The organism is Gloeocapsopsis crepidinum LEGE 06123, from assembly GCF_015207655.1.
GTDB classification, from domain to species: domain Bacteria; phylum Cyanobacteriota; class Cyanobacteriia; order Cyanobacteriales; family Chroococcidiopsidaceae; genus Gloeocapsopsis; species Gloeocapsopsis crepidinum.
On record NZ_JADEWN010000043.1, the window covers coordinates 30662 to 50452 of the forward strand.

Annotated in this window: 22 protein-coding genes and 2 pseudogenes; 8 read left to right on the forward strand and 16 right to left on the reverse strand. The window is 41.8% G+C overall.

What is annotated here, in order from left to right:
* Positions 1-126: 126 nt before the first annotated feature.
* A complete protein-coding gene (locus tag IQ230_RS16680; protein ID WP_193933299.1) occupies positions 127-2046 on the forward strand; it encodes a transglycosylase domain-containing protein in 1920 nt (639 codons plus the stop codon).
* A 117-nt stretch (positions 2047-2163) separates the two neighbouring features.
* On the opposite strand, the gene IQ230_RS16685 is transcribed toward IQ230_RS16680, so the two are convergent.
* Complete coding sequence (locus IQ230_RS16685; protein WP_193933301.1) at positions 2164-2487, reverse strand: DUF1825 family protein; 324 nt, start codon at positions 2485-2487, stop codon at positions 2164-2166.
* 337 nt (positions 2488-2824) lie between these two features.
* Between IQ230_RS16685 and IQ230_RS16690 the strand changes: the two genes are divergently transcribed.
* Both IQ230_RS16690 and IQ230_RS16695 read left to right on the forward strand, forming a co-directional pair.
* Complete coding sequence (locus IQ230_RS16690) at positions 2825-3220, forward strand: NINE protein (RefSeq protein ID WP_193933303.1); 396 nt, start codon at positions 2825-2827, stop codon at positions 3218-3220.
* A gap of 38 nt (positions 3221-3258) precedes the next feature.
* The gene (locus tag IQ230_RS16695) at positions 3259-3777 is read left to right on the forward strand and encodes a helix-hairpin-helix domain-containing protein (RefSeq protein ID WP_193933305.1); all 519 of its coding nucleotides are present in this window, start codon (positions 3259-3261) and stop codon (positions 3775-3777) included.
* Positions 3778-3905: 128 nt separating this feature from the next.
* On the opposite strand, the gene lepB is transcribed toward IQ230_RS16695, so the two are convergent.
* Positions 3906-4475: a signal peptidase I gene (gene lepB, locus IQ230_RS16700; protein WP_193933307.1), complete on the reverse strand. Its 570-nt coding sequence runs from the start codon at positions 4473-4475 to the stop codon at positions 3906-3908.
* A gap of 146 nt (positions 4476-4621) precedes the next feature.
* Between lepB and IQ230_RS16705 the strand changes: the two genes are divergently transcribed.
* Both IQ230_RS16705 and IQ230_RS16710 read left to right on the forward strand, forming a co-directional pair.
* Positions 4622-5119: a molybdenum cofactor biosynthesis protein MoaE gene (locus IQ230_RS16705; protein ID WP_193933309.1), complete on the forward strand. Its 498-nt coding sequence runs from the start codon at positions 4622-4624 to the stop codon at positions 5117-5119.
* Between the two features lie 230 nt (positions 5120-5349).
* A complete protein-coding gene (locus IQ230_RS16710; RefSeq protein ID WP_193933311.1) occupies positions 5350-5667 on the forward strand; it encodes a hypothetical protein in 318 nt (105 codons plus the stop codon).
* A 107-nt stretch (positions 5668-5774) separates the two neighbouring features.
* On the opposite strand, the gene IQ230_RS16715 is transcribed toward IQ230_RS16710, so the two are convergent.
* The 4 genes from IQ230_RS16715 to IQ230_RS16730 form a co-directional block, all read right to left on the reverse strand.
* The gene (locus IQ230_RS16715) at positions 5775-6068 is read right to left on the reverse strand and encodes a DUF2103 domain-containing protein (protein ID WP_193933313.1); all 294 of its coding nucleotides are present in this window, start codon (positions 6066-6068) and stop codon (positions 5775-5777) included.
* A gap of 4 nt (positions 6069-6072) precedes the next feature.
* Entirely contained in the window at positions 6073-6366 is a 294-nt protein-coding gene (clpS, locus tag IQ230_RS16720; protein ID WP_228055059.1) for an ATP-dependent Clp protease adapter ClpS, read from the reverse strand.
* Positions 6367-6634: 268 nt separating this feature from the next.
* On the reverse strand, positions 6635-8653 hold the full coding sequence (locus tag IQ230_RS16725) for an FAD-dependent oxidoreductase (protein WP_193933315.1): 2019 nt from the start codon (positions 8651-8653) through the stop codon (positions 6635-6637).
* 178 nt (positions 8654-8831) lie between these two features.
* A complete protein-coding gene (locus IQ230_RS16730; protein WP_193933316.1) occupies positions 8832-9905 on the reverse strand; it encodes a LacI family DNA-binding transcriptional regulator in 1074 nt (357 codons plus the stop codon).
* Positions 9906-10050: 145 nt separating this feature from the next.
* Between IQ230_RS16730 and IQ230_RS16735 the strand changes: the two genes are divergently transcribed.
* Entirely contained in the window at positions 10051-10353 is a 303-nt protein-coding gene (locus tag IQ230_RS16735) for a hypothetical protein (RefSeq protein ID WP_193933318.1), read from the forward strand.
* Positions 10354-10442: 89 nt separating this feature from the next.
* Here IQ230_RS16735 and hemW read toward each other — a convergent pair whose 3' ends face one another.
* The gene (gene hemW, locus IQ230_RS16740; RefSeq protein ID WP_193933320.1) at positions 10443-11669 is read right to left on the reverse strand and encodes a radical SAM family heme chaperone HemW; all 1227 of its coding nucleotides are present in this window, start codon (positions 11667-11669) and stop codon (positions 10443-10445) included.
* A gap of 556 nt (positions 11670-12225) precedes the next feature.
* Here hemW and IQ230_RS16745 point away from each other — a divergent pair.
* Together IQ230_RS16745 and IQ230_RS16750 are read left to right on the forward strand one after the other, a co-directional pair.
* The gene (locus IQ230_RS16745; RefSeq protein WP_193933322.1) at positions 12226-13305 is read left to right on the forward strand and encodes a PIN/TRAM domain-containing protein; all 1080 of its coding nucleotides are present in this window, start codon (positions 12226-12228) and stop codon (positions 13303-13305) included.
* Between the two features lie 21 nt (positions 13306-13326).
* Positions 13327-13515 (forward strand): hypothetical protein, encoded by a 189-nt coding sequence (locus IQ230_RS16750; RefSeq protein ID WP_193933324.1) that lies wholly within the window; start codon positions 13327-13329, stop codon positions 13513-13515.
* A 110-nt stretch (positions 13516-13625) separates the two neighbouring features.
* Here IQ230_RS16750 and gloA2 read toward each other — a convergent pair whose 3' ends face one another.
* The 9 genes and pseudogenes from gloA2 to IQ230_RS16795 form a co-directional block, all read right to left on the reverse strand.
* On the reverse strand, positions 13626-14009 hold the full coding sequence (gene gloA2 / locus IQ230_RS16755; protein WP_193933326.1) for an SMU1112c/YaeR family gloxylase I-like metalloprotein: 384 nt from the start codon (positions 14007-14009) through the stop codon (positions 13626-13628).
* A 226-nt stretch (positions 14010-14235) separates the two neighbouring features.
* Positions 14236-14721, reverse strand: coding sequence for a globin family protein (locus IQ230_RS16760; protein WP_193933328.1), 486 nt, complete (start codon positions 14719-14721; stop codon positions 14236-14238).
* A 248-nt stretch (positions 14722-14969) separates the two neighbouring features.
* Positions 14970-15212, reverse strand: coding sequence for a pentapeptide repeat-containing protein (locus IQ230_RS27710; RefSeq protein WP_322742453.1), 243 nt, complete (start codon positions 15210-15212; stop codon positions 14970-14972).
* Positions 15213-15663: 451 nt separating this feature from the next.
* A complete protein-coding gene (locus tag IQ230_RS16770) occupies positions 15664-16620 on the reverse strand; it encodes an orange carotenoid protein N-terminal domain-containing protein (RefSeq protein ID WP_193933330.1) in 957 nt (318 codons plus the stop codon).
* Between the two features lie 138 nt (positions 16621-16758).
* A pseudogene (locus tag IQ230_RS16775) lies at positions 16759-17219 on the reverse strand (cell division protein FtsH); the annotation flags it as partial.
* 198 nt (positions 17220-17417) lie between these two features.
* Positions 17418-17783 (reverse strand): annotated as a pseudogene (locus tag IQ230_RS26785) (class I SAM-dependent methyltransferase); the annotation flags it as partial.
* Between the two features lie 360 nt (positions 17784-18143).
* Complete coding sequence (locus IQ230_RS16785) at positions 18144-18320, reverse strand: chlorophyll a/b-binding protein (protein WP_193933332.1); 177 nt, start codon at positions 18318-18320, stop codon at positions 18144-18146.
* Positions 18321-18387: 67 nt separating this feature from the next.
* A complete protein-coding gene (locus IQ230_RS16790) occupies positions 18388-18585 on the reverse strand; it encodes an NblA/ycf18 family protein (RefSeq protein WP_193933334.1) in 198 nt (65 codons plus the stop codon).
* Positions 18586-18981: 396 nt separating this feature from the next.
* Positions 18982-19338: an acyl-CoA desaturase gene (locus IQ230_RS16795; protein WP_228055055.1), complete on the reverse strand. Its 357-nt coding sequence runs from the start codon at positions 19336-19338 to the stop codon at positions 18982-18984.
* Positions 19339-19791: the final 453 nt, after the last annotated feature.

Consider the following 19791-nt stretch of genomic DNA (forward strand, 5'->3'; position numbering starts at 1 on the left):
TAATTGATTCGTTATCACACTTTGTTCTCATTAGCTCAGGTGTCAGATTACTATAATTGCAAAAATTAGTTGTCTTTACATCATTCAATTTCAACCCCAGTCTACAAGTGAGGAAATTAAACCGCCGTGTCTTCTAGTATTGTTCATAAAAAACAACAAAGAGGCTCTTCACCCAGTTATCAGTTTGTCAAAGAAGTCGGTCAGGTAACTGGCGGCACACTGTTGGCAACCGTTATGCTGACTAGTGCTGTTGTAGCTGGGGGATTGATTGGGCTAGCAACCAGTTTCCGCAATCTACCGGATGTGAGAGCTTTACGTAACTATTTTCCCTCAGAAACTTCTTATATTTACGACATTAAAGGTAGACTGCTTGCGAGTATTCATGGTGAAGCTAACCGTGAAGTTGTACCGTTAGATCGCATTTCGCCAGACCTTAAACGCGCTGTTATGGCGATTGAAGATAGCCACTTTTATTATCATCAGGGCATCAACGTTGGCAGTGTTGGTCGTGCATTACTTGTTAACTGGCAACGCGGTGCGGTTGCGGAGGGTGGTTCTACAGTCTCAATGCAGTTGGCAAGAAATATTTTCTTGTCGCAAGAACGGAAATTTAGTCGTAAAGTTGCAGAAGCTGTCTTAGCAGTACGCCTTGAGCAAGTTCTGAGTAAAGAAGAAATTTTAGAGTTGTACCTCAACCAAGTTTATTGGGGTCACAATAACTACGGCGTCCAAACCGCAGCCCGTACTTACTTTAATAAATCAGCAGCAAATCTCAACTTGGCTGAATCAGCAATGATGGCAGGTATGATTCAAGCCCCAGAACAATATAGCCCGTTTAACAATATGGAACGGGCAAAACAACGCCAGGGAGTTGTCCTCAATCGAATGCTGCAATTAGGTTGGATTACACCTGAAGAAGAAGCCGCTGCGCGTGAAGCAGAAATCAACCTAGGTCGCATCCGTTCATTTCAAGGTAGTGCAATGCCTTATGTGACAAATGCAGCCGCACAAGAGTTAGCCCAGCGCTTTGGGCGTGATGCAGTGCTTAAAGGCGGAATGCGCGTCCAAACGACTGTAGATGCTGATATGCAGCGGATGGCAGAGGAAACCGTAACAACTTGGCATAAAAGAATTCGTGCCCAAGGAGTCAATGGCGATCAAATGGCATTGGTTGCTGTCGATCCGCGAACTCAGTTTGTCAAAGCCTTAGTTGGTGGTGTAGATCCTAGAAAAAGCGAGTTCAACCGTGCTATTCAAGCACATCGTCAACCTGGCTCAGCATTTAAGCCATTTGTGTACTACGCAGCATTTGCCTCTGGAAAGTATACTCCTAACTCAATAGTGGAAGATACTCCAGTTAGCTATAACGATGGTAGTGCTCAACGCTATGTACCCAAGAACTACGATAGTTCCTTTCAAGGATCGATGTCGATTCGCAGAGCCTTAGAAGTTTCGCGAAACATTCCGGCAATTAAGATTGGGCGGGCTGTTGGACTGAATAAAGTGATTGAAATTTGTCGGGTTCTGGGGATTAATAGTCCAATGGAGCCAGTGATTTCATTACCCCTAGGAGCAATTGGTGTCACACCATTAGAAATGGCTAGTGCTTATGCGACTTTTGCTAATTATGGTTGGCACTCGCCACCAACAGTCATTGTCCGTGTGAGTGACAGTAGTGGCAATGTGTTACTCGACAATACACCTAAGCCCCAACTTGTATTAGATCCTTGGGCAGCAGCTTCGCTTACTAGTGTGATGCAAGGAGTTATTAATAATGGTACTGGTAGAGCAGCACAACTCGACCGCCAAGCGGCTGGGAAAACAGGAACAACATCCTCAGAACGGGACATTTGGTTTGTCGGTTACGTACCTCAGTTAGCAACTGCGGTGTGGGTAGGAAACGATAATTATCGACCCTTAGGTAAAGGATCGACTGGCGGTGGTTTTGTTGCACCCGTATGGCGCGACTTTATGCAGAAAGCTTTAAAAGACCAACGAGTTGAGTATTTCCGTTCTCCTTCCCAGTTTCAGCGCCCTAGCAGCTAGAGAGGAATGAGTGATTAGTAGCTAATGGAATTAATCAATTAAATGATTTTCCCCAAGCTCAAACAGTTAAAAAAAGGGCTAGCCCCTCACTCCTAGCCCCTCACTCCTAGTCCCTGATTATGGCTGTTTATCGACTTCCGCTTTCATGCGTTCTAGCGTTAGATTCATTTGGTCAAACATCTGCTGTGGAGTCATGCCAAACTGTCCTAACTGCGTTTGTAGTTGCTGCGCAGTCATTTGAGCCATAAAGTCTTCTGATAGTTCAAAGCGCTTCATAAAAATTCGATAGCGCTCCATCAGAGTTTCCATTTGCTCAATAAACATCTTTTTGCCTTCGCGGTCAAACTTGCCGTAGTTTTGACCAAGTTTGATTAAGGCTTGGTAATCCTCAAAAAGCTGCCTAGCTTCTTGTTGAACTATCTCAGAGTCAAAAAATCCCATGGCACTTATGTTCAACTGAGTGTTTTCACTCAGGAGACTTTATTGTTGCATTTGGTATCATTCTAGTCTAGACTCAAAGGCTACACTTGATCGTATTCTTGTCGAAATTTCACGACTTGACAAAAAGCTAATTTCTACTAGGTGCTGAATTCAAGGTATTTTGAGCTGAAAGTTTGACCTTGACAGTTATGTAAAGGCGATCGCAACTAACTTCACTTGTGTGTTAAAACAATCAATATTTATCATAAAGAAGAAAGCCATCAGATGCACTGTTTGAATGCAGCATTCTAGTGTCTTCTCAAAAAATGAGTGTGGCTACAGTGGAGTAAAACTGAGTATGTTAAGTAAACTGAAAAGTAGAAAAATTGCCGCACTTTTGGCTTTCACTGGTACGGTAATACCGATCGCTGGTTTGCATAAGTTCTATCTAGGACAACCGCTGTGGGGAGTATTATATTTACTTCTATCCTGGACACCAATTCCGCGTGTTGCTAGTGCAATTGAAGGAGTTTGGTATTTAGCTCAAGACTCAGAAGAATTTGACCGCAATTTTAATGGCGCCCAAGGCAATGTGGAAGTTTTTGCGGCTACACCACATCAATCAGCAACTTCCAACCGTGTTAGTGCGATCGCCGATGCTTTACGTCAACTCGATGATTTACGCCAAGACGGACTGATTTCTGAGTATGAATTTGAACAAAAACGCCGCCAATTATTAAATAAAATTGTTTGAATAGAAATACGCTTCACAGGCAAGAACCTGACTCCACGATGCTTCAGAACTGGTTGCAGTCTCAGACAATCCGAACCAAGTTACTCAATGACCCATACTACCGCATGGAGTCGCTAGCTGAAATTGCGATCGCCGCCGCGTTAGGTATCCGCATCGATGTGAATCAAGCGAGTGTCGATGATTGGCTCAGATTACCAGGAATCTCAATTCATCAGGCGCGATCGCTTGTAGAATTACGCCGCAGTGGTGTTCAGTTCTACTGCGTTGATGATATTGCCGCTGCCTTGAATATGCCGTTACAACGACTGAAACCTTTGGAAGTTGTGCTGAAGTTTTGTTACTACGACGAAGAACTTCATCTACAGCCGCTAGTTAATCCTAATACAGCAACAGTAGAAATATTAGTAAAAATTCCAGTTATCGATCAAACTTTAGCAGCAGCCATAGTACAAAATCGCACATCGCTTGGACCATACCGTAATTTGGTTGACTTGCAACGGCGTTTGTCACTAGCAGGAGTCACAATTAGCAAGTTGATGCACTATCTGTGCTTTTGATAATACAAAAGTTCAACACAAAAAAGCTTAACGGTTGAAATCGCAGCTAAAATGCTTTTTCTTTAGTCCACCTCCGTGGACTAAGTTGATTGAGCCGCAACTTTAGTCACCAGGCGTTTCATCAAATCTTACACAAATCCACTGCGCTTCAAAGGCCAAAAGCGAAAACAAGCATGTCCAATAATGTTTTCTCGCGGTAAAAAACCCCAAACATGAGAATCGTTACTATCGTTACGGTTGTCTCCCATCACAAAAAACTCGTTTTCCGCCACTTGCTGGGGTCCCCATTGATATATAGGAGGTTCAGCAATGTAATCTTCGGTTAAAGGTTGATTGTTGAGATAGACCTTACCATCAGTTACAGCTACGATATCGCCAGGTTTACCAATCACACGTTTAATAAACGCTTGATCTTTGGCATAACCCATCGTTTGTAGTTTTGGAGGTGGTTCAAAAACTATAATGTCGCCCGTCATTGGGGGATGCAACCAGTAAGAGACTTTTTCGACAACTAAGCGATCGCCCATGTGTAATGTAGGTAGCATTGAATCTGAAGGAATGTAGCGCGGTTCTGCTACAAACGTTCTGATCGAGAATGCTAAAACTAGGGCAATTAGAATTAAAATCAAGTTTTCCTTCTGGCTGTGCCATACTCGCAACCAAAAAGATTCTGGAGAATTGCTTTCTTTTGAGGTCATAAAAGTCTTCTAGCAGCTCTTATCAATCAAATAAACACTTTGATTATTGTGACGATAAATGAGATTGGAAGCTAGGGGCGATCGCTTATTGTCGAGGAGTCGACTTGTTAGTCATAATCTGTGAATAAGCTCAACTGCGATCAACTATGAATCAATTGACTTCATTTGCTGCCCCCATTCCTAAAAAAGCTGAAGATAGCTTTGCCATTACCTTTGCGTCTTTATCACTTGCAGAAGCTTATGCGCTTGCTGATGACGCTGCTAATGGGGCGATCGTTGTTATGAGTGGGATGGTGCGCAATCAAACAGATGGCAAACCAGTTGTATCCCTAGAGTATCAAGCCTACGAACCAATGGCGATGCAAGTATTCCGCCAAATTGCTGCAGAAATTCGTAGAACTTGGTCTGATGTCAATCGAGTTGTAATTCATCACCGCGTTGGACGCTTACACATCGGCGAAATTAGTGTCCTTGTTGCCATTGGTTGTCCTCATCGTTCAGAAGCGTTTGAGGCTTGTCGTTATGCGATTGATACCTTAAAGCACAACGCCCCTATATGGAAAAAAGAACACTCTCCAGATGGTTCAAGTAGCTGGGTGAGTATCGGTGCATGTGAAGTTGATCAAGGAGTGAAGAATTGTTAGTTATTTGTTGGATTTTTAAGTCTATTCCATAGCTAAATCTTGGGGATTGTTGCGATCGGGCTAACTCGATAACCTAGTTATAATTTGTATTCAAAATTCATAATTCATAACTCAAAACTCGGTGCAGCGGCAATTATACATTCTTAATGTTGAGGTTTGTAACTATTTTTGTATACCAAGACACTAATCCTTTAGACTGATTTGCGATTGGATTATTGATATACAACTATATGCAGATACTCCACTCTGTTTGGCACGATGTCATCCTGTCGCTTTCTTTCTTTGCTAGTATCATTGGTTTAGTCTTGCTGGCTAAGACAAATCCAGCACAGGTCGAATTAGAAGATGAACAAATTTTGTTTAGAATGAGTTTCGCTTACTGGCTGGTATATTGTGTAGCTTGTGCTATGCAAAAGCTGATCCTTCCAGATTGGGAAGTGTTAGTACTTGGTATTAAATTAACCGCAGCTTTGTCTTACTTTTTAACTTTTGCTTGCATTATTTGTTTACCATTGCATCGAGTTGCAATACGACAAGTCGAAGAATAGCTAAACCGCTTTGCATCGTGAAGTATTGAATGTTGAGTGCTGAGTTAAGAAAGTTATTTTAATTCAAAAACTCTTTGTGATTCAAAACTTTAAGAACGATAACAAACTCATTTATTCAAGGCGATCGCGATCGCATCTTCAAGCTTATCCTGGCTCAATGTAGTCAGGATAAAGACTTCTTGTACAGTTTTACCTTGGCGAACAATCAATTTAAAGCCTCCCCGAATGGGAACAGAGACTCGCAGTTGCATTCGGGGAATGTGACCTTTGACCCGCCCAATAACTCCTGGAGTAATGGTTTGTATGCCTTCAACTTTGGTAAGGCGTTCTAAAACAGGAATTAAACCAGGAATATGCGTGGAATGGTTTAATACCAATCTGCCACTAGCGGGATTATTCATTAAGTTAAGCTGCCTCTAGTGGTGCCATTGTTAAATCTGCACGTCGTAATTGCTGGTGATAAAGTTCTGCCTGTTCTAATGGACCTACCCAAACGATCGCCTGACCTTCGTAATGGATTTGGTTTGTGAGTTCCCACGCGCGATCGCTTGTCATTCCAGGAATGTATTTCGCAAGGCACTCGGCTACGTGCCCAAAAGTATTGAAGTCATCATTCAACACAATGATTTTGTAGTTGGGATACAGCTTTGGAGCCACTTGACTCGATTTCTCAGGGGCTACTGTTGGTGAGGTTGCCATGCCGTAAACACCTGTTATAAATCTCATAGTCATAAGCTAGCTGAATGAATTTTTAAATAAGTGCGTTTTAAGTACCTAGTTTAACTAAAATTCTAAGTGAACCAAATATTTCTATGCAATAAAATAATACGTTTAGATTGTGATATATTTTTTATGTAGTTGTTATTCTTGTTATTTTTGAAAAATTGCCAATATTCCTATTATAATAAAAATATAGTAACAGAAAGTCCCCAAAAAGTAAAGATTGAGGGAACTACTTTCAAAACTTCTACTGCCAATCTTCCCAAGCTTCATTAAAAATCGAAGTATCAGGGAAAGCGGTAGGATTGTTATTTTGTGCTAGACGGCGCTGTAAGGCTTCAAGTTGCGGTTCAGGGAAAGGTAATCTTGCTACAAGTTGATAGGGGGCGATCGCTCTTTCCAATGCAAAAGCAGCGGTAGTTCCAGCGGCAGCACCAGCAGACCATTCAAAAGAATGTACGCGATAAGCAGCTGCCGCAATATGACTCACAGCAATACTCTTGCCAGACACGAGTAAGTTATCAATTTGCTGGGGAATCATTGCCCGCAAGGGAATTTGAAAAGGATATGCTTGACCTGCACCGAGACGTTCGCCAGGGCGCTCGATATTACCAGGAAGTTCCGCAGGGCTTTGGAGCATACAAGGATGAAAATCAATTGCATAGTGACCAATGCCGACAGCATCAGGATAAATCGTGGAGCGCGTCCGCCGCATGACATCTCTTGGAGGAATAGTGCCAGCAATCACTGCTGCGGTTTCCAAGCCAGCTAAGGCAGCTTGAAGGCTACGATAGTTTTGTGGCGACAAAACCAAGCGATAGTAACTATCACTATAGTTACGACGAGAAATATCAATTTCGGATATAGTAAAACCTTGAGGATAAGCTAGGGTAGGTCGTCCTAAAATTCGGCGTCCTTCTCGCATATAAGGATACTTAGATAATCCGTGCGCTGTTCCCATTGGCGAGTCAAGTCCTGCGAGGTAGCGGTTATTCGGGTGCGGTTCCTTCACGCCAGCACCGAGTTGTGAATCGGTAGTTCCCGCAACAAGCCAATGAAAATAACCTTTAGCGTGTTCTTCACCTTTACGCAAAGTTTCTACCCGCAGTCCACCCATCCAACCACCAGGTTGCAACTGTCTTGTAGTTTGTAATTGGTTGCGAGTATAAATCAAGTTATCTGTAGCCGTACCAGGACGGTAGTCATTGCCCCAAGTCCAATTTTGCATGGAAATATCGCCTGGAGTAGGAGCAGTAAACGAAATCCCACCAAAGCGCATAGCTTCACCTTGGCGGGGACTCCAGATGCGACGATAGGTAAAGACTAAAGGAAAGCTTGCTAGTCGTGGTAGTTCATAACTGTAGTAACTTGCATACTGTTGGTAGAACGGTGGTTCTACATGTCTTTGTGGCTGTTGGGTTGCCTCCATTGCAAAGGTGTAAGTAAAACCTTGAGTGCAATAAGGATCGTTAGTTGCGCTGGAAGAAGACGGTTCGAGATAAGAACGCGGATCGATACCTAAACGATAAGGCACATCTGCTAACGCAATCAGTTCACCCGTTTCCGTTGCATCAATAACATACCAATTGGGAGCATTTCCTGCTTGCTTTGTGGCAGGGACAAATCGCACAATATTTTTAGTAAACAAGCGCGAATTTTGGTAACTATAAGCATCAGCAATTGTTTGCGATAGCGGATAGGTATTGAGTGCTGGCGCACCCTTGGCAGGTTGGTGTTGAATTGCGATCGCACTTTGAATGCGTTTTTCTGCGCCCATTTGGGCTGTTTGTAAATCTTTGATGACGGTTGAAGGAAACCATTTAAACTGTCCTCGACCTCTCCTTGCAGCGTCACGCAACATTTCTGAGAGGATAACGTGACCATCACGCGGTAAAAAGCAAGACTCACTTACCCAGCAGTTACCAGGATCTAACTCGCCGTACTTACGTTCAATACGCCGACGTAACTCTAAATAACCACGCGAGTAAAACAACTGCTGTCGTTGAGTTGGACGTTCGTCAAGTGCGGAGGTTCCTTGTGCGGAAATTTGTCCTCCTACCCAATCAGTAATTTCGGTTACGCAAACAGTTCTTCCGGCTAGCAAGGCTTCATAGGCTGTCGCCACGCCAGCAAGTCCCCCTCCAGCAACTAATAGATCGCACTCCACTGTTTGATCCGGAGTTCGAGGTGGTGTCGCAAAGGCAATTAGAGGAAAAGAGGTGATGAAAGTTGAAAGTAAAGTCAGACTAACAAGCGATCGCTTCATATTTCAGGTAGCTTGGCTCCATAAGTCTAAGTAGCCCCTAGACGTTAGCACTCCGAAAATGTTCATCGCAAGTGATCGAGGAGGGGTCAGAGAGACTTTGTGTTGATGAAGGCGTTATGCAATCTCCCGCTTTTCAATGTAAATTTCCCTGATCTCCGACCCCCGATCCCTGACCTCTTTAAACGGTTGGTGCAGTTCCTGACGATTCACGCACAACAAGCCTTGTCCCCAAAACTTTAGAAGTTTTCGTTACAGATTTACTGAGTAATAATTCCGCTGCGAGTACTCCTTTTTCAACCAGTGGTTGCTGAACTGTTGTGAGTCTTGGTCGAATTTGCCAAGCTATTGGAATATCATCAAAGCCTACGATTGACAAATCTTCTGGAACTTTTAAACTCATTTGCTGTGCACTGCGCAAAGCACCAAAGGCTAAAATATCGCTCATTGCTAAAATTGCAGTTGGTCTAGGATGGCGCTGCAACAAAGTCATAGCTACTTCCCGCGCATGATTCTCGTCGTTGCGACACTCATAAATCGGCACTTGGCTAAAGTCAATTCTTGCCTCTTCTATCGCATCTCGGTAGCCTTGCAGCCGTAGTTTAGTAATTTGATGCGTAGAGTGTTCAAGTCTTTGAGTGTCCACTAAGCCAACATACAAGTCAGATTGCAACTCCATTGCCATAATGGCAATTTGCTTGTGGTGGAGACTTAATAAGTGTGTTGCAGCTTTTCGTGCAGCTTGGCGATCGTCAATACCAACGGAGGGTACATCTTTTAAAGAAGGCTGATCGACGGCGACGACTGGTAGCTGACGTTCTAAGACTCGTACGAGTGCTTCACTGTCATCAGGCAAATTGTAAATAATAAACCCGTCTACAGTCGCTTGCTCAATTGTCTTTTGCGCAGCATTGCTTTCTAGTGTTGGCACAATCAGTAAACTTGCTTTGACGCGTTCGCAAACTCTTGATACTCCTTTTAAAAAAGCGATCGCAGCTAAGTCATTGAATGCATACGGTAGCGATTCACCAAATACCAAACCAATCGCACCTGTTTTTCCTGTCCGCAGCATCCGCGCCATTGGGTTGGGACCTGGATAGCCCATTTCCTTGGCTGTTTCAAGGATTTTATCGCGCAGTTCTGGCGAAAGTTGATCTGGTCGATTGAAAGCATTTGATACCGTTGTTCGCGAAACCCCGACAGCTTGAGCAATATCCTGCAGTTTGATGGACTTTCTTGCTTTGTCGTGTTCCATGAATTTTTTGAGCTACTATTCCTCCTAAATGCCTGTAATTGAAACACACTTTAACTTGATCGATCAAGAAAACTTGTTACAATGATTAACGCAAGCATTCTGAATCGATTCAGAAGTATCAGTAAGTAACTTCGTGAGAGAGTGTATGAACTACCAACAGTGGCTCAATTACAAAGAACAAGAACTTCTAGTTCCTCGGTCAAAGCCAGCATCGAATTCTAAGCAAATTCAACTATCTGGGCTTTTCAATCGTGTGAGATGTTATTTCTCGCAGTTGTTCGCGTTTAGCGATGAACCTCAAGTTCAAGAAATCGTTGTTGATGGCAAGATGCAGTGGAAAGTTTACGACCCACAAAGCGATCGTACATTGCAACTAAACTCATCACAAGAAGTTTCCATGTGGCTGGAGGAACGCTACTATAACCGTCCTATCAATGTTTGGGAGTGAGACGATCAGCTGAATCATTTTATCAAATGAAAGATGCAAATAATTTCTCCTGTGCGACTTACTTGGTTCAACTTCAAAGTGAAACAGTATTATCCAATTTCACTTCCTAGCTGATGAAATAGCCTTGCTAGTACTGTGTTGGAAAACAAAAATCCTTCGGGATCGGTAAGTCGCAGTTGATCGGTTCCCACAAGTTCCACCCAACCTTGTTGATAGTAGGGTTGTAAACACTGCCAAATTTTTGCCACTGTCTCCACGCCAAATTGTTGCGCTAGTGTAGCAAGGCTTATACCTTCGCTTAAGCGTAACCCTAGCATGAGTGTTTCTAACAAAACATCATTGGAAGATGTCTGTAAGCAATTCAACACACCATGAGCAGCAATGTAATCTTTCACCCACTGATAATATTCTTGTGTTTTACGCGGACGAGTGAATCGTTGTCCTTGGACGTAGCTAGTAGCACCCATACCAAAGCCATAGTATGGTTGATTGTGCCAATAGACGCTGTTATGACGACACTGATGCTGAAGTTGAGCATAGTTAGAGATTTCGTAGTGTTCGTACCCAGCCGATGTTAAAACTTGCTGTGCTGTGCGATACATCTGCGCTGTCATATCATCAGTTGGTAAGGGCTGTTCTCCAGCTTGGTAGTAACGATTAAAAGCTGTGCCAGGTTCAATCTGAAGATCGTAAATTGAAATATGATTCGGGGCGATCGCGACAACTTGTTCTAAACTATCTTGCCACTGCGCTAAGGTTTGATACGGTAAACCAGAAATCAAATCGAGGCTAAATGAAGGGACTTTGACAGTTCGGACAATTTCAATTGCAGTATAGATATCTTCAACAGTGTGCGATCGCCCACAAATCTTTAATAATTCTGGTTGAAAGGCTTGAACGCCAAGACTGACTCGATTCACTCCGGCGACACAATAACCCTGTAACTGTTCTAAGGAAAACGTACCTGGGTCAATTTCGATAGAAATCTCAGCATCGTTGACGATCCCAAATTGCAGCTTGAGAGTGTCAATAATTTTTTGTAGCTGATTGACAGATAACAACGAAGGAGTTCCACCACCAAAGAAAATAGTTTTTAGTGGTTTACTTGATGTGTTTGTGCTAGTAATTTCTTGACACAGCGCTTCTACATAATGCGACATTGTGCCAGAGTTTTCGCCATGCAGGCGATCGCCCACAATCGATACGGGAAAGTCACAATAATAGCATCGCCTTCTGCAAAAAGGAATATGTATATAGGCAGAGGTCGGCTCACTATAATTAATTATATTTGTACTTAAATTTAACTTAGCTAACACGCGCTTTTCTACCAAGATTAAAATAATGGTGAATAACTGTAAACTCTTTTTCTAAAAATTAAATATTTCTTGTAAATTCTTCTCAGATAATGATTGATTTAATTTTTATTCTACTGTCTGAAGTTGCAAGGAGACAAATGTCTTAAAGCAATAAATAGACATGCAATAAAGATTTGAGCAGGATAATTAAAACTAAATAATCAAAATGTGATTATTGTATCTAACTCAATATGAGAAACAACTACAGTAGATAAGAATTTGTAAAAGTCATGCTATAAAGCTGTGCTAGCTTACAGAATATTGTTGTTGAAAGGAACCTAACGGAGGAATATTGAAGTGCAATAAACTTATTTATTACTCAGTATGTTAACTAAGTCACTAATTCTCATAATAATGTTGAATGATGAATAGTGATTTCATACAACAACTGTAAATCTGCAGTGAAGAACACTAAAGATATAATAGGAGTACTCAACCAAATGGCTGAGGAAACAAAATTCCAGTTGTTGCATCCTGAAAAAACAGACTTGCAACTCAACTACCTTGGATTTGCATAATGCTTGACGCAATTATTATTATTTCATTCATTGTAGCAGGCGCAGGCATCGGCTATTACAGTACAGAACTGCTGCCAGAAAATGTGCAGCAGCAAGTCACTAACATTGAAGCTTTGCGCTTGGTTTTTGCCGCTTTCGCCGCCTTAATCGGTGGTGCTGCGGGACTAAGTTTTCAAATTAGCTACCGTCGGATCGAGAAACAAGTCAGGGAAATGCCCATTGAGGTGATCTTGACGCGGGCGATTGGCTTGGTGCTAGGCTTACTCATTGCCAATTTAATGTTGGCACCATTGTTTTTACTACCAATTCCGGCTGATTTCAGCTTTATTAAGCCGTTGATCGCGGTGTTGGGCAGTGTCATGTTTGCCTTTTCTGGAGTGAGTTTAGCAGATACTCACGGTCCAGCGTTGCTCAGACTAATTAATTTCAACAATGTCGAGTCTGTCTTGTTAGCAGAAGGAACCCTTAAAGCAGCAGCAACGAAAGTCGTTGACACTAGCTGTATCATCGATGGTCGTTTGGAAACACTGCTAGAAACAGGATTTCTGGAGGGGCAAATTTTAGTACCGCAATTTGTGCTTCAAGAACTGCAGCAACTTGCAGACGGTGCTAAAGACTTAAAAAGGATGCGAGGACGTAGGGGATTAGAAATTCTCAATCGCTTGAAGGAAACTTACTCCGATCGCATTTTGATTCATCCGATGGAATATGATGATGTTCCTACAGTTGATGCTAAATTGGTGCGCTTTGCCCAAGAAATCAGTGGTACATTAGTCACAAATGATTACAACTTGTCTAAAGTTGCCAGCGTTCAGAAAGTACCAGTATTAAATATCAACGATTTGGTGCAAGCAGTACGCCCTACCTACCTACCTGGCGATAGCATTGATTTGAAAGTTCTCAAAGAAGGGAAAGAACCAAGTCAAGGTGTCGGTTATCTCGAAGATGGCACGATGGTAGTCGTAGAAGAAGGGATTGGTTACGTTGGTGGGGAAGTGCGTGTGATTGTGACAAGTGCTTTGCAGACGAGTGCAGGACGCATGATTTTCGCGAAACCGCAGGCTTCTGCTTTGGCTTAGGGAGACGATTGAATCACCACTATGGCGTTGCGATCGCGATTCAAACTCTGTAACCGGTGCAAACAACCTGCACCGGTTTTGTATCGAGTTCAGTATGATGAATCGGGGACGTGGATTTTTGTTTGTCCTGAGTGCTGGCTACCTTTGAGTCACAATAACCCGAATTACACTTATGGTGGTACTTGGAAAGCACGACGAAAGAGAGGTTAGTCAGGAGTCAAAGTGATTTCTACACAAAGGATCTAGACTACATTTTTGGTTAGTCCACGGAGGTGGGCTTTGTTTGTCTAGCCGCAACTTTAGTCGCTAGGCGTCTCCATCTAAGACTGATAAATTTCTAAGGGTAGTGCGTCGGGATCTTGAAAAAAAGTAAATCGTTTACCTGTTATTTCATCAACTCTGATAGGTTCTACCTCTACACCTTTTGACTGTAATTCGAATACAGTTTCCTCTAAGTTTTCAACAGCAAATGCAAGATGTCTTAAACCACAAGCCTCTGGTGTACTCGGTCTTGTGGGAGGATGAGGGAAGGAAAATAACTCGATTTGATCTTTGCCAATTCTTAAATCTAATTTGTAAGAATTTCTTGCAGCCCGAAAAGTCTCGTTAATGACCGAACAGCCTAAAACTTCGATGTAAAACTTTTTCGAGCGTTCGTAGTCAGAACAAATAATCGCAATGTGATGAATTCCGGTAATTTGCATGAAGCATTCTGTTCAAATTTTGAATTTAACAGATCAGATTGAACGTCTGCAAATTACTCTAATCTACCTTCAAATCCCAAGTTTTAGTAGATTATCTATAACCACCCAAGGAAAAAGAACTTGACTTTATTTAATCTAGCCAAGCTCGTTTTCTACCAGAAGTGATGTGACTTGCAGATCAAGGACATCAAGGCATTGCTAAAATTCATCTAAAGGTAAGGCAACATTATTGCATAGCCCCAATTAAATAGTCGAAGTATCCACCTGCTTCCCTAGAATCTTCTGCAGACATCATTGTGCTGGTAACATTCTTCATAGCACGGACACTTTCAACCACAGCTTCAATTGGAGTACCCAAAGAGCGGTACATCTGACGCACACCAATAACCCCAATTTCTTCAATTGGCGTAGCATCACCAGCGACAATAGCATAAGTAATCAAACGCAGATAATAATCCATATCACGTAAGCAAGTTGCCGTCATTTCTCGACCGTAGGCGTTACCTCCAGGAGAAACAATATCAGGGCGCCTTTGAAATAGCTGGCTTCCAGCTTGCTTAATAATGCGCTCTCGGTTGGCTGTCAACGTCTGGGCAAGATGCAAGCGACGTTCACCACTCTGAGCTAAAATCTTAATCTGTTCTAATTCACCAGGACTAGGATAGCGAGTTTCGGCATCTGCACTGACAATCAACTTTTTGACAATACTCATTAAAGGATTCCTTTATGAAAGAATGAAATCAAATCTAGTCAAATCACAATTTAATTGATTTAGTATGTTTTCGTTTAGTTGAGCTAAAAAATAAACACTGCCATTACTAGTAAATTCTAGTTAAAGCTCATTACTTTATTCAGTAATATCACGTTTAGCTAATAGTTCAACAAAAACATAATTATTTGGTTAAGGATTGAACAAACAAGAATTTCTTGTCTAGTTAAACTATGAATTCTTGTTACCTTTTAACCAAAGTAATTTGCAGAAGCTAGGAGATCGTTGTGTAGCCTACCATCTGACATTTTTGTTCGCCTCAAGTTAGTCCGCTTTAGATTTGCTCTTTTCAAACTAGCCCAATTAAGATTAGCACTACTTAAATCTGAGTTGCATAAGTTGGTTCCGGTTAGATCTACTCCGCTGAGATTTGCTTTAATTAAGCTTATTTCGTGCCAGTCTTCTTGCCTAAAATCTCTGTTGCCGGCTGATATCGTTTTAAAACTTTATTGGCATCCATACTGGTTGCCTCACTAACGATTAGCGCGATCGCTATTTATATATTCATTGTACATCACAATCAGTAGACTTAACAAAATAATGATTTTCTTAATCATTAACAGGCAAAAAATTGATAATAATACTATTTAATTTTTATTTTTTAGCTATATTTACTCTTCATCGTTCTAGACATACATTCTCACAATTTTCCTTAATCAAATGCTTTGTTTAGAAGGCTTTTAAAATAAAGTATAGGTACGCGAGAGTTGCAAAAATGAGGCTTACAAAAACATTTCAGAGTGTTAAATAATATTCGATAAACCCGAAAAAAGCAGCACAGGTTAGACAAAAGGCAAGATTGCTTATTTGTCTCACGCTTACCAACGCTCAGAGTATAGGATGTCTAACAAACTTGCCTATTATACTTGCGTTCAGGAACTTCCTTTATCTTACAAAGCCCATGTTTAGCAGTTCTTGGGGAGATGCTAGCACGTCAATCGCCACGAAGAAAATCTTACCTTGAGGATTGAGCAAGAACCGCCATGCTAGGTTTATGTTAACACTGTCACCAGCCCAGGGAGTCTGCACTTTACCCGTCACTTTAATCTGAGTAAATCCTTCCACATGTTCAGAGATTCCTTGCTCAGGTATCAGTTTGAGTCCGTAGCATTCTTCATGCATATACGCCAGAATGGATTCTTGACCGATAATTGGTTCTTGGAAAGGGGGTTGTAAGGCACCGTCTTCAGTAAATAAAGCAACAGCCTCTTGGAAATTAAAGGCGTTCATATTCTCCATGTAACTCAGAACTGTTTCATTGTTGATGCCTTCAATGTTGATCTGAGTTCGGGGTGCAACTTGTTGAGGAGGAACTGCGGGTTCTTTGATTTTTTGAGTGTCAACTGATGAGGTATATCCCATGTTGACAACAATATCTTGTAATACAGTAAGTTGCTGCCCTGGTTCAAGTTGACGAATGGCTTGCAGCACATCTGATGCTTTCGCAGATAGTTGATAGCCTTCTGGAATGGGGGCAACAATTCCCTGTTTCATCCACTCGCTTAACTGATACCAGAAACCTAATTTCACATTCGTACCGAAAGCCGAATAGGTACGACAGATGGGGGTATCAGTATGGTTGACTAAATCGCACATCACTTGCGTTTGCTCTTGCGCAGGCATCTGCTGGATTTGAGTCAGGGTTTTTTCTGCGAAGATCATATTGGCTGCCCCGACAGCAGCGGGAGTGATTGTAACTCCCATCTCGGTATAGGCAAACCAAAGTAAAGCTAACTGATCCTCACCACTGAGTTGATTGAATGATTCAACCGTAGCTGGAACCGCATTAGAAATTTGAGTATCAGGAAAAATGGAACGTGCAGACTCGATAGTAAACGTCATAATCAAAATTCTCCAAAGCGAAATTATATTGATTTGTTAGCAAGGATTAATTTTATGGCTGTGCGATATCGAATTGGGATAAAATCCGTTGAGCGATGGCATATTCAAGATTTTTAAACACCTAACGCAGTGATAGCCTTAATGTGTCAATTGCATTGAGTTGCAGTCTCGAACTTGACTGAGTAAGCTATGCATCTCTCCCTCGATAACTTCTGTCTCTAACAGTTGAGTAGCGATCGCCTCAAGTAAGTCGCGGTTGAGCTTGAGCGTGTTCAAAGCTTGTCGATGAGACGCTTCCACAATGTCTTTACCTCGCGGTCAATTGCCTGCGACGTTTCTTCACTGACCATCCGGCGGAGATTAGGCGCACCGTCACTCAGAAACAGAGCTTGCTGTCCCTGCTGGTAAGCGAGTGAACCTAACACTTTACTCATACCATGTGTTGTCACCATTCGCTCTGCTAAATCAGTCACTCGTTGCAAATCGTTAGATGCTCCAGTCGTGATACTGCCAAACACAATTTCTTCTGCCGTACCACCAAGCAGAGTGGAGATCTAATCTCAGAATTCAGTTTCGTCTAGAAGAAATCGCTCTTCGGTTTGACTCAGTTTGGGATTAATTTTATGATGATCGCTTTCCGAACGAGTATGACGCGAAAAACGAAGTATGAATCCCTTCGGCTTGATGCCCCTATCTGGGTATTCTTTTAAGTCAGTCCAAGAGTGCATATATCCGAGACGTTCCATTTCTCTGGCAAATGCACGGTGCGATCCACGTCCAGGATCGACGATGACGACATCTACTTGACTACTAGAGTGGCGATCGATAAATGAGGATATCAGCTCTATATGTTGATGTTCATATAAAACATCGCTACCTATGATTAAGTCAAACTTTCCCAAGCTCAGTGCAGTGTTCCAATCTCCAGTTTTAAAGCGGATTGGAGCTAAAGAGTTTAGAATCGTATTTTCAAGTAGAAAAGACTGAGCAAGAGGATGGTAGTCGCTAGCAGTAATATCTCCGCCGAGTTGTTTAACCACCATGCTAGGTAGACCAATGCCGCAACCAATTTCAAGAATACGTCTTCCTTCAAGTGGCTCCTGGAGCATTACCGTAGCCAAAATCTTACTCATTGGCCATATCTGTCCAAATAGAGACCACATAGCTGAGGATATTCCGAGCCGCAGAGCTTCCCCATTTGGGTCTGAAAACTGTTGGAGATCGAGTAAGCTTTGAATTGTGTACTCTACGCCACCAATGCAAATCGTCTCGAATTTTACTTTGTAGTGATGTTGTGAGATGAGGCTAGCTCCAAGGATTAGTTAGATTTAATTGGGTTGTAGTCTTCTATGCCATATTGGACGTATCCTTGATAGGTTCAGGAATAGGCAATGAAGTTCAGCATTTTCATACTCTGCTGGCATATTACCGACTAGCGGTTGATTCAAGGTACGTGTCAAATAACTCATTAAATCTGGTTATCCTAGCTTCTCTAAAAAGCCAATTTGTGAGTGAGGCTAAACTTATAAAAGACCCCAGTAGTGAAGCAAACCTTGACCAGAAAATACTTCAATTAGAACGGCAGACACAAAACCAATCATTGCCAAACGACCATTCCAAATTTCAGTTTGAGGTGTAAATCCCCAGCGCCAGGCATTGCGATTCTTGTTCAAGGAGGTAATATTTGTGTTAGCTGACATGGTTAATACTCCAATTTTGGTGACTGTAGCGACTCATTCAATGATGCAAAGCCATCACTTCGTGGTTTTATCGAGAAGTGGAATTTTGATCTAAATTCCATTCGTGTTTGAGAAGTTCTTGATAGATTGTTTCCCGAACCATCATGTATCTATACTGCGCGAGTAAAAACTCTTGAGCTTGTTCGCGAGACATTTGCTGAACTTGGTCGGAAAAGCTTCTCAGGTTAAATTCTTGTTCTAAAGTTAATTCGATAGTATGATCCATCTCTATCTCCTATCCCCAATTGGGGTTACAACTGTCAGTTTGATGTTGCAGTAAATATCTTTGTTGGCTCTGACACCAACGGATTTGTCACTATTAACATCCTGATAAGAGTATTTACCATCAGTACAGCGGTGACATCTTGGGAAGCACAACGACGCTGCTTTTCAGGTCTATACACTCAGATAAAAAATTGGTTCTTGAATTGCTTGGGCATTGAACGCACCTCTATCACCGGCGGCGTGCAAAGCTAGCTTTCCTACTTTTCACCTCACACAATAAATGTAACATATTATTTACATATTTTAAGGTGTTTAGCGAAATATGTTATATTTTCCTACCTCATTAATCGCGTAAAGAGTCACAACTCTGACGTTGTCAGAATTCGTTTATCTAGCTTCAAGGCAACTGAGGCGATCGCACAGCAGGTTCTGTAGATAGACAATGAGACTGATTGTAGTCTTTTTGGGAAGGAGTTCTTAAATCCCAAACGATTCCTAGCCATGCAAGTAGTTGCAGAATGTAATGAGTAATATTTATTTCCCACCAGTAAAAGCCTTGTCGTTCTGAAGCGGGATAGTAATGATGATTGTTATGCCAACCTTCACCTAAAGTGATGATTGCTAAAAGCAGGTTGTTGCGGCTACCGTCTACTGTGTCAAAACGATGAGTACCAAGAACATGAGCGAGAGAATTAATCGTAAAAACTGAGTGATAGAGTAACACAGTACTCGCGAAAAACCCCCACGCCAGCATCTGCAAGCCAGTTGTTTCTAGATGAAATATTTTTTCTTCCGCCTTTTAGTTCTGTCGTCTTATTTTCAAGAATTGGCATTATTTGGTAGCACAAGCTTAGAAGAGTAAGTTAAGTTTGCATTAATTAGGTGAGTTAAAATGCCAAAAGAACATTGAATCATGCGTTAATTCTAATTATTTCAAGCTATCTGGTTAGGTAAATCCTAAATCCAAGTACTCATTTTTATATAATTATTTTAATGACGTTACCTAAATTTTATGACAACGAAAAATATTTTAAATTATTTTCACTGCATTAATTCTAATGTAAAGGAAATGCAGTTATATACAGCCTATTGCAAGTTTATGAGGTACAGTAAGAGGAGTACACAAATGAAGTCTAATGAAACCGTACTCGCTCGACTTGCGAGAAAAAATAGTTAAGGCATACACACAAGGTGACACCTCAATCAG

Bases quoted from the DNA above. Each gene is read 5' to 3' on its own strand.
- IQ230_RS16770 (WP_193933330.1), bottom strand. From the start codon at position 16,620: ATGACGTTTACTATCGAGTCTGCACGTTCCATTTTTCCTGATACTCAA.
- lepB (WP_193933307.1), bottom strand. From the start codon at position 4,475: ATGACCTCAAAAGAAAGCAATTCTCCAGAATCTTTTTGGTTGCGAGTA.
- IQ230_RS16705 (WP_193933309.1), top strand. From the start codon at position 4,622: ATGAATCAATTGACTTCATTTGCTGCCCCCATTCCTAAAAAAGCTGAA.
- IQ230_RS16685 (WP_193933301.1), bottom strand. From the start codon at position 2,487: ATGGGATTTTTTGACTCTGAGATAGTTCAACAAGAAGCTAGGCAGCTT.
- IQ230_RS16735 (WP_193933318.1), top strand. From the start codon at position 10,051: ATGAACTACCAACAGTGGCTCAATTACAAAGAACAAGAACTTCTAGTT.
- IQ230_RS16725 (WP_193933315.1), bottom strand. From the start codon at position 8,653: ATGAAGCGATCGCTTGTTAGTCTGACTTTACTTTCAACTTTCATCACC.
- IQ230_RS16750 (WP_193933324.1), top strand. From the start codon at position 13,327: ATGGCGTTGCGATCGCGATTCAAACTCTGTAACCGGTGCAAACAACCT.
- IQ230_RS16715 (WP_193933313.1), bottom strand. From the start codon at position 6,068: ATGAATAATCCCGCTAGTGGCAGATTGGTATTAAACCATTCCACGCAT.
- IQ230_RS16710 (WP_193933311.1), top strand. From the start codon at position 5,350: ATGCAGATACTCCACTCTGTTTGGCACGATGTCATCCTGTCGCTTTCT.
- IQ230_RS16690 (WP_193933303.1), top strand. From the start codon at position 2,825: ATGTTAAGTAAACTGAAAAGTAGAAAAATTGCCGCACTTTTGGCTTTC.
- IQ230_RS16695 (WP_193933305.1), top strand. From the start codon at position 3,259: ATGCTTCAGAACTGGTTGCAGTCTCAGACAATCCGAACCAAGTTACTC.
- IQ230_RS16795 (WP_228055055.1), bottom strand. From the start codon at position 19,338: ATGCTGGCGTGGGGGTTTTTCGCGAGTACTGTGTTACTCTATCACTCA.
- IQ230_RS16785 (WP_193933332.1), bottom strand. From the start codon at position 18,320: ATGTCAGCTAACACAAATATTACCTCCTTGAACAAGAATCGCAATGCC.
- IQ230_RS16745 (WP_193933322.1), top strand. From the start codon at position 12,226: ATGCTTGACGCAATTATTATTATTTCATTCATTGTAGCAGGCGCAGGC.
- IQ230_RS16790 (WP_193933334.1), bottom strand. From the start codon at position 18,585: ATGGATCATACTATCGAATTAACTTTAGAACAAGAATTTAACCTGAGA.
- gloA2 (WP_193933326.1), bottom strand. From the start codon at position 14,009: ATGCAAATTACCGGAATTCATCACATTGCGATTATTTGTTCTGACTAC.
- IQ230_RS16760 (WP_193933328.1), bottom strand. From the start codon at position 14,721: ATGAGTATTGTCAAAAAGTTGATTGTCAGTGCAGATGCCGAAACTCGC.
- clpS (WP_228055059.1), bottom strand. From the start codon at position 6,366: ATGGCAACCTCACCAACAGTAGCCCCTGAGAAATCGAGTCAAGTGGCT.
- IQ230_RS16730 (WP_193933316.1), bottom strand. From the start codon at position 9,905: ATGGAACACGACAAAGCAAGAAAGTCCATCAAACTGCAGGATATTGCT.